13 protein-coding genes and 2 other annotated features (1 of these 15 running past the window's edge) are annotated in these 13907 nt (G+C 41.8%); all 13 genes read left to right on the top strand.

The window, feature by feature from the left end:
* The first annotated feature begins 106 nt into the window (after window positions 1-106).
* Window positions 107-336, top strand: a binding site (T-box leader).
* A gap of 59 nt (window positions 337-395) precedes the next feature.
* The 13 genes from NST09_RS12805 (at window position 396) to NST09_RS12745 (ending at window position 13792) form a co-directional block, all read left to right on the top strand.
* Window positions 396-3038, top strand: a complete 2643-nt coding sequence (locus NST09_RS12805; protein ID WP_008342812.1) for a valine--tRNA ligase — start codon at window positions 396-398, stop codon at window positions 3036-3038.
* Between the two features lie 65 nt (window positions 3039-3103).
* Window positions 3104-4408: a folylpolyglutamate synthase/dihydrofolate synthase family protein gene (locus NST09_RS12800; RefSeq protein ID WP_342493047.1), complete on the top strand. Its 1305-nt coding sequence runs from the start codon at window positions 3104-3106 to the stop codon at window positions 4406-4408.
* A 149-nt stretch (window positions 4409-4557) separates the two neighbouring features.
* Entirely contained in the window at window positions 4558-5289 is a 732-nt protein-coding gene (locus NST09_RS12795; protein WP_025207723.1) for an A24 family peptidase, read from the top strand.
* Between the two features lie 157 nt (window positions 5290-5446).
* Window positions 5447-6463: an SPOR domain-containing protein gene (locus NST09_RS12790; protein WP_076822503.1), complete on the top strand. Its 1017-nt coding sequence runs from the start codon at window positions 5447-5449 to the stop codon at window positions 6461-6463.
* Between the two features lie 177 nt (window positions 6464-6640).
* Complete coding sequence (locus tag NST09_RS12785) at window positions 6641-7210, top strand: Maf family protein (protein ID WP_017358136.1); 570 nt, start codon at window positions 6641-6643, stop codon at window positions 7208-7210.
* A gap of 48 nt (window positions 7211-7258) precedes the next feature.
* Window positions 7259-7933 (top strand): DNA repair protein RadC, encoded by a 675-nt coding sequence (gene radC / locus NST09_RS12780; RefSeq protein ID WP_026050121.1) that lies wholly within the window; start codon window positions 7259-7261, stop codon window positions 7931-7933.
* 90 nt (window positions 7934-8023) lie between these two features.
* Window positions 8024-9043, top strand: a complete 1020-nt coding sequence (locus tag NST09_RS12775) for a rod shape-determining protein (RefSeq protein WP_007501538.1) — start codon at window positions 8024-8026, stop codon at window positions 9041-9043.
* 27 nt (window positions 9044-9070) lie between these two features.
* The gene (gene mreC / locus NST09_RS12770; RefSeq protein WP_007501536.1) at window positions 9071-9970 is read left to right on the top strand and encodes a rod shape-determining protein MreC; all 900 of its coding nucleotides are present in this window, start codon (window positions 9071-9073) and stop codon (window positions 9968-9970) included.
* Complete coding sequence (gene mreD / locus NST09_RS12765; RefSeq protein ID WP_025207721.1) at window positions 9967-10485, top strand: rod shape-determining protein MreD; 519 nt, start codon at window positions 9967-9969, stop codon at window positions 10483-10485. The genes mreC and mreD overlap by 4 nt, the downstream gene beginning before the upstream one ends.
* Before the next feature lie 54 nt (window positions 10486-10539).
* Window positions 10540-11223 carry a septum site-determining protein MinC gene (gene minC / locus NST09_RS12760; protein WP_076822353.1) on the top strand — a complete coding sequence of 228 codons (684 nt, stop codon included), beginning with the start codon at window positions 10540-10542 and terminating at the stop codon, window positions 11221-11223.
* A gap of 2 nt (window positions 11224-11225) precedes the next feature.
* Window positions 11226-12029, top strand: coding sequence for a septum site-determining protein MinD (gene minD, locus NST09_RS12755; RefSeq protein ID WP_017358134.1), 804 nt, complete (start codon window positions 11226-11228; stop codon window positions 12027-12029).
* A gap of 109 nt (window positions 12030-12138) precedes the next feature.
* A complete protein-coding gene (locus NST09_RS12750) occupies window positions 12139-12930 on the top strand; it encodes a M23 family metallopeptidase (protein ID WP_217815990.1) in 792 nt (263 codons plus the stop codon).
* Window positions 12923-13792, top strand: a complete 870-nt coding sequence (locus NST09_RS12745) for a M50 family metallopeptidase (protein ID WP_217815989.1) — start codon at window positions 12923-12925, stop codon at window positions 13790-13792. The genes NST09_RS12750 and NST09_RS12745 overlap by 8 nt, the downstream gene beginning before the upstream one ends.
* Before the next feature lie 66 nt (window positions 13793-13858).
* Window positions 13859-13907, top strand: a sequence feature (ribosomal protein L21 leader region); it runs 25 nt beyond the window's last position.

Raw genomic sequence — 13907 nt, 5'->3', positions numbered from 1 at the left:
CCCAATTTGTATAAAGAAGAAGAAAAGCGGAAAAGATGATTGACGAAAACAAAAGGCATTTAGTAATATTAATAAAAGATGAGTATAAGCTGATGAACGTGATATATCGTAAGCGTGGATCAGGAAGAGTACGAGCAAGACCCTAAAGAGAGGGAAACCAATAGCTGAAAGGTTTTCTAGGATGCACTTGTTTGGAAGGTCGCCTGTGAGCTTAATTTCTTGAAACATGTAGTAGAGAAATTCGGGAGATCCCCGTTATCCTTTAGAGAGTACGGGACACGTCTAAGTGTTTCGTGAAAAAAGGTGGTACCGCGAAAAAGCTTTTTCGTCCTTTTATAAGGATGAGAAGGCTTTTTTTATGTTTCATCAGCCGAAAAAATGTGGAGGTAACACAAATGGAAACAAATAATCAAGAAATGCCAACAAAGTACGATCCAAATGCGATTGAAAAAGACCGCTATACGTACTGGCTTGAAGGGAAATTCTTCGAAGCACAAAATGACAAAACGAAAGATCCATATACAGTCGTCATTCCTCCACCAAACGTGACAGGAAAATTACACTTAGGGCATGCTTGGGATTCAACCCTTCAAGACATCGTGACTCGTATGAAACGGATGCAGGGCTATGATGTTTTATGGCTGCCAGGAATGGACCATGCGGGTATTGCAACACAAGCAAAGGTAGAGGCGAAGCTTCGCGAAGAAGGCGTGAGCCGCTATGATCTCGGACGTGAAAAATTTGTAGAAGAAACGTGGAAGTGGAAAGAAGAGTATGCCGATTTTATTCGCAGCCAGTGGGCGAAAATGGGTCTAGGTCTAGACTATTCGCGTGAGCGTTTTACATTAGATGAAGGCTTGAATAAAGCAGTTCGCCAAGTGTTTGTTCAATTGTATGAAAAAGGATTGATCTATCGCGGAGAATACATCATTAACTGGGACCCAGCAACAAAAACGGCCCTTTCTGATATTGAAGTCATCTACAAAGATGTGCAAGGTGCGTTTTATCACTTGAGATATCCGCTTGCAGATGGATCAGGTTCGATTGAAATTGCGACAACAAGACCTGAAACAATGCTGGGAGATACGGCAGTCGCTGTACATCCTGAAGATGAACGCTATCAGCATTTGATTGGGAAAACAGTTGTTTTACCAATTACAGGCCGAGAGATTCCAATCGTCGGGGATGACTATGTCGATATGGAATTTGGATCAGGAGCTGTAAAAATTACGCCGGCTCATGACCCGAATGACTTCGAGCTTGGAAACCGTCATAACCTAGAGCGCATTCTTGTGATGAATGAAGATGGCACAATGAATGGAAACGCACTTCAATACAAAGGAATGGACCGCTTCGAATGTCGTAAACAGCTTGTAAAAGATCTTCAAGAAGAAGGCATTTTGTTCAAAATTGAGGACCACATGCATTCAGTTGGTCACAGTGAGCGCAGTGGCGCTGTAGTGGAGCCATATTTATCAACACAATGGTTTGTGAAAATGCAGCCGCTCGCAGATGAAGCCATCAATCTGCAAAAAGGTGATGAGCAAGTTCAATTTGTTCCAGACCGATTTGAAAAGACGTATTTACACTGGATGGAAAATATCCGTGACTGGTGTATTTCTCGTCAACTATGGTGGGGACACCGTATCCCGGCTTGGTATCATAAAGAAACGAAGGAAGTATACGTGGGACTTGATGCGCCAGAAGATATTGAAAACTGGGAGCAAGATAACGATGTACTTGATACATGGTTTAGTTCAGCGCTTTGGCCTTTCTCTACAATGGGCTGGCCAGATGCAGAAAGTGAAGACTTCAAGCGCTACTACCCAACCAATCTGCTTGTAACAGGCTATGACATCATCTTCTTCTGGGTATCTCGTATGATCTTCCAAGGTCTTGAATTCACAGGAGAAAAACCATTTAAAGATGTCCTCATTCACGGTCTTATCCGCGATGAACAAGGGCGTAAAATGAGTAAGTCACTTGGCAACGGAATTGATCCAATGGAGGTTATCGACAAGTACGGAGCGGATTCATTGAGATATTTCTTAGCGACTGGAAGCTCTCCAGGTCAAGATTTACGTTTTAGCTTTGAAAAGGTTGAATCCACTTGGAACTTTGCGAACAAAATTTGGAACGCATCCCGTTTTGCTCTCATGAATATGGATGGTTTAACGTACGATGAGCTTGATTTAACAGGAGAAAAATCAGTTGCTGATCAATGGATTTTAACACGCTTAAATGAAACGATTGAAAGTGTCACACAGCTTGCTGATAAGTATGAATTTGGTGAAGTGGGCAGACATTTATACAACTTCATTTGGGATGATTTCTGTGATTGGTACATTGAAATGGCGAAACTTCCGCTTTATGGAGAAGATGAAGCAGCGAAGAAAACGACTCGTTCGATCCTTGCGTATGTATTAGATCAAACGATGAGACTTCTACATCCGTTTATGCCGTTCTTAACAGAAGAAATCTGGCAACATCTACCTCATGAAGGTGAGTCCATTACTGTAGCGGCATGGCCTGAAGTGAAGCCGGAGCTTTCCAACGAACAAGCTTCTGCTGATATGAAGCTGCTTGTTGAACTGATTCGTTCTGTTCGTAACATTCGCAGTGAAGTCAACACACCAATGAGCAAACAAGTCGAGCTATATATCAAAGCATCCACATCTGATGTACAGGAACGTTTAGAGAAGAACCGTTCATATATTGAACGCTTCACGAATCCAAGTGTGCTTGAAATTGGCACAGATGTCCCAGCTAGTGATAAAGCGATGACAGCAGTTATTTCTGGAGCAGAACTCATTCTGCCGCTTGAAGGTTTAATCAATTTAGACGAGGAAATTGCCCGTCTGCAAAAAGAGCTTGATAAACTGACAAAAGAAGTTGAACGCGTACAGAAAAAACTTGGCAATGAAGGCTTTATGAAAAAAGCGCCTGAAAGTGTCGTAGAAGAAGAGCGTGCGAAAGAACGTGATTATGTCGCAAAACGCGAAGCTGTTCAAAAGCGTATTGAAGAGCTGAAAGCATAAGAGTGAAAAGACGGCTCCTAATGAATTGGAGTCGTCTTTTTTGAAAATTTCGTATGAAATGAGAGATGACATTGTTTACAACCTATCATGAAGCCATTGAATGGATTCATAGCAGACTCGCTTTCGGTGTCAAACCGGGACTTGAACGAATGAAATGGCTGATGGACAGACTAGACCATCCTGAACAAAAAATAAAAGCGGTGCATGTAGCTGGAACAAATGGAAAAGGATCAACGATTGCATTTACTCGATCCATTTTACAGTCAGCGGGCTATTCAGTTGGAACCTTCACCTCACCATTTATTTTAACGTTCAATGAACGAATTAGTGTTAATGGGGAGCCGATTTTGGACGAAGAGTGGCTGAGTTTGGTGAACGAAATCAAGCCTTTAGTTGATGAATTAGATGATACAGAGTTTGGTGCAGCAACAGAGTTTGAGATCATTACAGCATGTGCGTTTGCTTATTTTGCCCATGTGCACCAAGTAGACTTTGTCCTCTTGGAAACAGGGCTTGGCGGAAGACTTGATTCTACAAATGTGGCAGCGCCCATCTTAACAGCAATTACGTCGATTGGTCACGATCATATGGCCATTTTAGGCGACACACTTGATCAGATTGCAGCAGAAAAAGCTGGCATTATTAAAACTGGGATTCCGATGATCACGGCCGTTCATCAAGCGGATGCTCTTACTGTGATTCAACACAAAACCGAAGAAAAGAATGCGCCGTTTATCTCGTTATATGATACTTGTACCTTTAAGGACCAGCAGCCGACAGAAACAGGTGAACGTTTCACATTCACTACCCCAAAAAGGGAGTACTCGCAGCTAGAGACAGGGTTAATCGGAACGCATCAAATGCAGAACGCCTCCCTTGCCGTTCTAATGATCGAATGGCTGGAGCAAGAAGGATATATCCATGTGCTAGATGAGCAAGTGTATGAAGGAATTCGGCAAGCGGTGTGGGCTGGAAGATTTGAAAAGATCCAAGATGAGCCTCTTGTTTATTTAGATGGTGCTCATAACGAAGAAGGAATGGACCGTTTAATCGAAACTGTACAAGCTCATTTTTCTAGTAAACAGGTTCATGTATGTTTTAGTGCGTTAAAAGATAAACCTTACAAACAAATGATCGAGAAGCTTGAAAGGATTAGTTCATCGATTCATTTTGTTTCCTTTGACTTTCCAAGAGCTGAGTCAGCGGAAAAGCTTTATGATTGCAGTCATTTAGAAGCAAAATCGTTTGATGAAGACCCTCGTGCAGTGCTTGACTTCATTCAGAAGAAAAGAGATGACCCTTCAGCAATGATTCTGGTGACAGGTTCGCTTTATTTTATCTCAGATGTACGAAGTCGTATTTTACAGTAAGGAAAAGACGCACATTGCTTCTATGCAGTGTGCGTCTTTTTTCTTTTGATATGTAGGAGAGGGGGAAAATCACTTTTTCGCAAGGTGATCAAAGGTGAATCGCTATGGTACAATCCGGTCTATTCTATTTCCGGAAGGAGTCACCTAATTTGATTGATTTTTTTATGTTTTTCACAGGCATGGTCATGGGGTCATTTTTTCATCTAGTTGGTGAGAGGCTTCCGATGAAGCGGTCCATTCTTTTTCCTCGTTCACACTGCGGAGCTTGTAAAGAGCCGCTTTCTTTTCACGACATGCTCCCGCTTGTTTCTTATATTGTATTGAAAGGGTCATGTAAGCATTGTGGAACCCGGCTCTCTTTGCTTTATCCACTGGTTGAGCTGTTGACAGGCGTCCTTTTTTTACTCGTTTATAGACATGCTGGTTTCTCTTATGAGGGCCTTTTTCTTGTGAGTCTATGTAGTTTATTCGTGATTGCTGTCGTGAGCGATCTTTTTTATATGAGAGTACCCAACGAGCTCTTTCTCTTCTTTTTTCCTCTTTTCGTCATATACCGCATGCTAGAACCACTTTTTATTTGGTGGGAAGGAGCGGCATCCCTTCTTATTTGTCTTCTTTTGTTTTATAGTTTAGAACATTTTAAGCCAAATAGTATGGGGGGAGCGGATGTCAAACTATTTGGTGTGCTTGCATTTTGCTTCGGATTTAAGCCGTTTCTGATCATTCTTTTTCTTTCGTCTGTCACGGGAATGGTTTACGCAAAGGTGTTTTCTTACAAGGCAAATGAACCCTTTCCTTTTGTTCCTGCCATCGCTTGTTCTTTCTGGTTTTATCTTTTTTGTGGTGATCTGTTAAACCCAATTCGCGATTTTTTCGGATGAGAAAATTGGCGAACACTTTTTGAACCTGCCGACAAAAGTCTTGTTCTTTTTTTTATTGGCTATGTTAAAGTGTGAAACAGAAAGAAGGACGGGTTACATTCGCGCTATTTCATTGGACAGAAAGGTCTTTCTTACAAACAATGTCAGAAAGCGGGGAATGACAGTGAAAAAAAGGCAGGCAAAAAAACAAGGGTTAAAGGTCAATATTAATGGCAAGGAAGAAATGCTGCATGGAGAAGAGCATCAACCTCAAAAACAGCAAGAGGATCAAGTGACGTTTTCGAACTGGGAGGAAAAGAGGCAGTCGGAACAGGAGACAGCCGCTTCCGAGGAGGAACCGTCCAAACCGAAAGAAGAAGATTTTCAATGGGACGATGCAGCTGATCACATTTACCATTCGGATCCAAAGGTCGTCACACCTTATCAAAAGAAAAAAGGTTCTTTTGACCAGAAGTTCAGTAAAAATCGCGGTCCCTTCAAACGAGTGATGACTACGATTGTGTTTGCAGTCGTTCTAGGGACAGGCCTCGGTGTATTTGCATTAAGTTTAAGTAAAGATGGGTCTGCCAATCCATCAGGAGGCGATCATATCAGCGTCTCAGCATCTGGAAGCGGACCTTCGGCGAAAGCTGGGGGAGATGCGCCACCGGCTGATCTTGCAGATACGTCAAAGGACAATGAAGGTGAAAAAAGTGCATCAGGTCATTTTTCAACCTTTGTGGTGCAGGCTGGAAAGTTTTCTTCTGAAAAAGGAGCAGATGACTTAGTGGACAGTTTAAAAGAGGCAGGATATGCAGGTAAAAAGGTATCAATGGATGATGGATATTATGTGATTGCCGGACTTGCCACAGAACAAGGGATGACAAGTGCCGTTGGGAAAAAATTGATCGATCAGCACTTTGAAGCATGGGGAGGAAAAGAGCTCTCGTTTCAAGTGCCGGATGAGCTGACAGGTTTAATAGAGAAGGCATCTGTCTTATCCTCTAAGATGATTGCAGGAGATGATGTGGATCAAAAAGAAGTCACTCAGCTGATTTCTGAACTCGAAAATGCCAAAACAACCGATGCACCAGCTAAAAGCAGTTTGCTGAAAGCTGTACAGCTTTTAAATGACCCATCTGCTGAAAATGGCTGGAAATCTCAGCAAGCGCTATTAGATCAACTAAATACGTAAAATCATGTTTTTAACAGCCAAACTAGTCAAAAAATGACTAGTTTTTTTCTTTTGCTTCCAACATAATGATGTAGGAACATGAAAATTGCATTTTCGTCAATTGTCGGTAAGATGTTCATTTGATAGGATGAATGGGTATCTTACTTCTTAGGCTAAACCCTGAAAGGATGAACAAACATGAACCAGTTAATACTCGCATCTCAATCACCTAGAAGAAAAGAATTGCTTGATTTAGCAGGGTTTTCTTATGACATTCAGGCAAGTGATTTAAAAGAAGAAATAAATCGAAACCTTTCTCCTGCTGAGAACGTCCAATGGTTGGCAGAACAAAAAGCAAATGATATTCAAAAAATACATCCCAAAGCTGTGATCATTGGTGCAGATACAATTGTTGCAATTGATGGCAAATGTCTTGGAAAGCCAAAAGACAAGAAAGATGCAGCCTCAATGCTTCAATTATTGTCAGGTAAGACACATCAAGTCTTGACTGGTGTCACGATTCAATCAGAGAATAGAAAAGAAACATTTTATGAACAGACAGACGTGACATTTTGGCCGCTTACACAAGATGAAATAGACCGCTATATTGAAACCAGTGAGCCTCTTGATAAAGCTGGAAGCTATGGCATTCAAGGAAAAGGTGCCCTGTTTGTACAAAAAATAGACGGTGATTATTTTTCCGTTGTAGGACTCCCTATTGCTAAAACAGTCAGAGTGCTTGAAACATTTGGTATCACCCCTTTTTGATGACGGGAAGGAATCAAAAAAGGAGTGTAGATCTTGAATCATTTCCCTATGCTGCTAAAGCATTTTCCTCATGATGAAAAGCCGCGCGAACGATTTGTCAAATATGGCCCAAGCAGCTTATCAAACCATGAACTTGTCGCGATTCTTTTGAGAACAGGTACAAAAAAGGAATCAGTTCTTCAAGTGTCCGCAAGACTTTTACAAACATTTGGTGGTCTTCGTTCTGTGAAGGAAGCTTCGATTGAAGAATTGTCAAAGATTCGAGGAGTTGGAAAAGCGAAGGCGATCTCTCTTTTAGCTGCTTTAGAACTCGGCACTAGATTACACCATCAAACGACGGACAATCGTTATGTGATCCGCACGCCGGAGGATGGTGCGAATTTTGTGATGGAAGATATGAGATTTTTGACGCAGGAGAATTTCGTTTGTCTTTATCTCAATACCAAAAATCAAGTTCTTCATAAACATACTGTGTTTATCGGAAGTCTAAATTCGTCGATTGTTCACCCGCGCGAAATTTTTAAAGAGGCCTTTAAACGTTCGGCCGCTTCATTTATATGTGTGCACAACCATCCATCTGGAGATCCGACGCCCAGCAGGGAAGATATTGAAGTCACACAGCGACTTTTTGAATGTGGGAAGCTGATTGGAATACAGCTGCTTGATCATCTAGTGATCGGTGATCAAAAATTTGTGAGTTTGAAGGAAAAAGGGTATTTGTAACACTTTTTTTTTCAATGTTTTACGATATAATAGAGTTTATGAGTTTTTCCCTAAAGGGAATTTTGGTTTAAGAAAGGAAGATACATACATATGTTTGGAATTGGTACAAAAGACCTTGGAATAGATCTTGGAACAGCGAATACGCTTGTTTTTATTAAAGGAAAAGGCATTGTTGTGAGAGAACCTTCGGTCGTAGCTTTGGAAACTGATACGAAGTCTATAGTGGCGGTTGGAAATGACGCTAGAAACATGATCGGTCGTACACCTGGTAATGTTGTGGCACTGCGCCCAATGAAAGACGGAGTCATTGCAGACTACGAGACGACAGCAACAATGATGAAATATTACATTAATCAAGCATTAAAAGGTAAAGGGCTTTTTGCTCGTAAACCTTACGTGATGGTGTGTGTACCATCTGGTATTACAGCAGTAGAAGAGCGTGCAGTCATTGATGCAACAAGACAAGCTGGTGCTCGTGACGCATACCCTATTGAAGAGCCATTTGCTGCGGCAATCGGTGCTAACCTTCCTGTATGGGAGCCAACTGGAAGCATGGTTGTAGATATTGGCGGCGGTACAACAGAAGTAGCCATTATTTCACTTGGCGGTATTGTGACATCTCAATCGATCCGTGTTGCAGGAGACGAAATGGATGATGCGATCAGCAGCTACATTCGTAAAACGTATAATCTTATGATTGGTGATCGCACGTCAGAAGCGATTAAAATGGAAATCGGTTCTGCGCAGCCTGACGTACATGATGAGATGGACATTCGCGGCCGTGACCTTTTAACAGGTCTGCCAAAAACGATCTCTATTACGGCAGAAGAAATTGCAAAAGCGCTTCGCGATACGGTGGAAACAATTGTCGATGCGGTCAAAATGACACTTGAAAAAACGCCACCTGAGCTAGCAGCAGATATTATGGACCGTGGAATTGTGTTAACAGGCGGCGGTGCATTGCTACGTAATCTTGACAAAGTCATTAGTGATGAAACAAAAATGCCGGTCATTATTGCTGAAGATCCGCTTGACTGTGTGGCGATCGGAACAGGGAAAGCACTAGAACATATTCACTTGTTCAAAGGAAAATCTAAAGATAATCGATAATTGGGCGTAAATAAAGAGGTGTAAGACATGCCGCAGTTTTTTATGAATAAAAGATTAATGTTGCTCCTTGTCTGTGTCATCGTACTGGTGGCCATGATTGGTTTTTCAGTGAAAAGCGGCAGAGGTGCTTCATGGCCGGAAAAATTAGTGGGGGATACGACAGGCTTTTTTCAAGGTGTCTTTCATAAACCATCACAATTTATTGCCGGTATTTATGGGAACGTACAAGATTTAAAGAACACATATGATGAAAACGAGCGTCTTCGAAAAAAACTTGATGGACAAACCCAATATGAGGCGAAACTTCAAGAACTAGAAGATGAGAACAAAAAGCTTCGCAAGCAGCTCGGATATGTGAACTCTATTCGTGACTACACGCCCATACTTTCAACAGTCATTGCGAGAAACCCGTCCCTTTGGGATAGTTTTGTCATGATTGATAAAGGGAAAAAACAAGGCGTTGAAAAAGATATGGCGGTCACCAATGAGAGTGGTGCGTTAATTGGGAAAATTGAAAGTGATAAGCTCAACAATTTTACGTCGACTGTAAGGTTGCTAAGCTCTACAGATCAAAATAATAGAATTTCAACGAAAATTTTTGCGAAAAAGGGCAAAGAAGAACTCAATGGAATTATTAACGGTTATGACAGCAAGAAAAAAATGCTGACAATGAACATTTTAAAATCCGATGCTGATGGGGATGTCAAAAAAGGAGATCTTGTTGAAACATCTGGAGCAGGGGGCGTATTCCCGCAGGGCTTGACGATTGGGAAGGTAAGCGAAATTGAGCCGGACCATTACGGACTGACAAAAATTATTTATGTAGAACCAGCTGCTGAACTCAATAATTTAGACCGCGTGATTGTTGTGAATCGCAGCACAAGTACGGCAGATGCATCTCAATTAACGAAGGAGGAAGGCTCGTGAAACGTGTCCTTCTTGCTTTCGTCATGTTGTTTATTTTCGTATTTGACAGTATTTTTGTCGATTTAGTGAAGCTCCCATTTGTTTCAGACAATCAAATTTTAGCACCTCATTTCATCTTACTCGCACTTGTATTTATGACAGCTTTTGTAAATCAAAAATATGGTGTGATTTATGGATTTGTCTTTGGACTTTTATATGATATTTCGTATACAGGTATTCTTGGTGTTCATATGTTTGGCTTTGGTGCGCTCTGCTATTTGTTAGCAAAAGCCTTCAAAGTCCTCCAAACGAATATGTTAGTCGTTGTCTTTCTATCGATGATTGCTGTTGCAGTGATGGAGTTTTATGTGTACGGCGTTCAAGCGACGATTCAACCAGGTATTATGCCTTTTAATACGTATGTCATCGAACGCTTTATTCCAACGATTCTTTTAAATACTGCTGCGTCTCTCATACTTGTTGTGCCGCTTAGGCTCTTTTTCATCAATGTGAAACAAGGACTGATCGACGAATAAAAGCAGGAGTTTGTCCAATTACGGCGAAATGAGTATGTTGTTGAGGTGAGCATCTTGAAAACTCAAAAACAGCAGTATGTGACAATAAAAGGTACAAAAAACGGATTAACATTACTGTTAAATGATGACTGTTCGTTTGAAGACCTTCTTTCTGGCTTGCGAGAGGTTCTTTTACTTGAGCAATATACAGACGGAAGAGAAGGACATAAAGTCAATGTGCATATTAAACTTGGTTTTCGATATTTAACAGAGGATCAAGAGGCGCGTTTAACTGAAGCGGTGTCTGAAAATGAACATCTCGTCATTCACTCTATTGAAAGTGACGTCATGTCAACTGAAGAGGCGAGACGTTTAAAAGCAGAGGCTGAGATTACTTCTGTAGCAAAAATTGTACGCTCTGGCCAGGTGCTTTATGTCGAAGGGGATCTTTTATTAATAGGAGATGTCAACCCTGGCGGAACCATTCGTGCAGGGGGGAATATTTTTGTGCTCGGTGCGTTAAAAGGTGTAGCGCATGCTGGATGTAATGGGAACAAACAAGCTGTGATTGCGGCATCTCATATGATTCCAACCCAGCTTCGCATCGCACAGGTGTTTAATCGTGCACCGGATCAAAAAGAAGATGGAAATGAAATGGAATGTGCTTATTTAGATATAGATGGCAATATGATCATTGAACGCCTGCAGCAATTGGCTCATATAAGACCTAATCTGACAAGGCTTGAGGGAGGAATGTGAAATTGGGCGAGGCTATTGTGATTACCTCAGGAAAAGGCGGCGTTGGCAAAACAACAACATCTGCAAACTTAGGCACAGCACTAGCAATTCAAGGAAAAAAAGTGTGTCTAGTTGATACCGACATCGGCCTTCGGAATTTAGATGTCGTGATGGGGCTTGAAAACCGCATTATTTATGATCTAGTCGATGTAGTAGAAGGAAGATGCAAGATTCACCAAGCGCTTGTGAAGGATAAGCGGTTCGAGGATCTTTTGTATCTTTTACCTGCTGCTCAAACAAGCGATAAAACGGCGGTAGAGCCGGAGCAGATTAAAGAATTAATTCAATCATTGAAACAAGACTTTGATTATGTTGTCATTGATTGCCCTGCTGGAATTGAGCAAGGCTTTAAAAATGCTGTATCAGGTGCTGACAAAGCGATTGTGGTCACGACACCTGAAATCTCAGCTGTGAGAGATGCAGACCGAATTATCGGCTTGCTGGAACAAGAGGATATTGAACCGCCTCGTTTGATTGTGAACCGCATTCGTACACACATGGCGAAAAATGGCGATTCGATGGATGTGGATGAAGTTGTCCATCATTTATCAATTGATCTTCTCGGCATTGTAGCCGATGATGATGACGTCATTAAGGCTTCAAACAATGGTGAACCGATTGTCATGGATGCTAAAAATAAAGTTTCCATTGCGTATCGCAATATTGCTCGCCGCGTACTAGGTGAATCTGTTCCTCTTCAATCCTTTGAAGAAGAAAACAAAGGGATGTTTGCAAAGCTGAAAGCATTTTTCGGTGTAAGAGCATAATGATTCACGTGAGATGAGACCGATTCGATGAGAATCGGTCTTTTTGTTGCATATCATATGAGGTCGCCACATAAAATGTACAAACTGTTTGTATGTAAAGGGTGATCTTATGAAAAGAGTGGACGAGTATCGAAAGAAAATAGCGCAGCGCCGCAAAATGAAGCAGCCAGCTGCTGCCCCTAAGAAGGCAGCTTTCAAGAAGAAAGATGATATTCCGCCATGGGTCATGTTAACAGAAGAAGAAAAGCATTCTGGCTCGGCTTCCTACGAGTCAACTTCTCATCAGCCGAAAAAATTTCGCCATCCGTTATTTCATTCAAATACATTTGTGCTTAAATGTTTACTTTCTGCCTCTCTTGTACTGATTGCCGCTATTTCATTTAAAGGACAGGCGGGGCCTTTTCAGCGGCTGAAGCCGATGATCAGTCAAACCTTTGAACAAGATTTTCAATTTGCCGCCGCCAACCGGTGGTTTGAGAAGACTGTCGGAAACCCACTTGCTTTTTTGACCGATAAAAAAGAAGGACAAAAAGACGTACAAGCCAATCAAGAGCTGGCTGTCCCTGCCTCTGGAAAAGTGCAGGAATCCTTTACGCAAAATGGTGCCGGAGTGAAAGTTGAAACATCTGCTGAAGCCATCGATAGTATGAAAGAAGGCTATGTCGTAGAAGTGAAAAAGAAAAGTGATACAGGGCTCACAGTCGTGGTGCAGCATGCAGATAACAGCTACAGCTGGTACGGTCAACTAAAAGAAGCTGATGTGGCTTTATACGATTTTGTCGATAAAGGGGAAAAAATTGGTCAAATTGCGCTTGATGAACAAGGCAAGGGGACATATTACTTTGCCATTAAGCAAAATGAACAGTTTATTGATCCCATTCAGGTGATGACCTTTGAATAGATGGCTGCTCATGCTGACAAAGGTCCATGTTCACCCGCTCCTTTGGATAGTCATGGCATTTGCCATGCTATCAGGTCAAATTAAGCCGCTGCTTTGTCTGCTCATTATCGTCTGTGTCCATGAGCTTGGACATGCAGCGGCTGCTTGTTATTATCACTGGCGGATTCGGCGGATTTTTTTACTGCCATTTGGCGGGGCGGTAGAAGTAGAAGAGCATGGGAACCGTCCGCTAAAAGAAGAGCTGGCGGTCATTTTATGCGGACCGCTTCAGCATGTCCCGCTCCAGCTCGTCGCCTGGCTTCTCATGGAAGCCTCACTTATCTCATATGACGTCTTTACGATGTTTACTTTTTATAATGTAGCAATTTTTCTAGTGAACCTTTTGCCCATTTGGCCGCTTGATGGCGGGAAATTATTCTTTTTGCTCTTATCTGTTTTTTACCCTTTCCAACAGGCACATGCCCTTGCAATAAAAGGATCTTTCATTTTTTTCGGTCTTTTGACAGCAGGGTTACTCTGTTTTGCTCCGCTGCAATTCAACGGCTGGATCCTGCTCACTTTTTTAGCCTACTCGCTTGTGATGGAGCACCGGCAGCGGCATTATATTAGGGTACGTTTTTTACTAGAACGTTATTACGGTAAAAAAGAGCAAAAGGTAGAGAAACTCATTCCGCTGAGAGCGGGTGCTGAGGAGAAAATATATGAAGTGATGGCGCGATTCCAAAGGGGCTGTAAGCATCCCATTATTATCGAACGGAATGGTGTGAAAATGAGCCAGCTCGATGAAAATGAATTGCTCCATGCTTATTTTTCAGATCGAAGAACCACCTCTTCCATGGAAGATCTTCTTTTGCCGTACTAATGGTGAAAATACATTGACATTCAGCGTCTAATTTGATATATTTTTTAATGTTATGGATATGTAGCACCCGTGCTACAACCGCGCGGAGCAGGTGTAAAGTGCCTATTGGCCCCCT

The sequence above is a fragment of the Bacillus sp. FSL W7-1346 genome (genome assembly GCF_038593335.1).
In the GTDB taxonomy this organism is placed as follows: domain Bacteria; phylum Bacillota; class Bacilli; order Bacillales; family Bacillaceae; genus Bacillus; species Bacillus altitudinis.
This window is presented reverse-complemented; position numbering and strand designations above follow the sequence as displayed.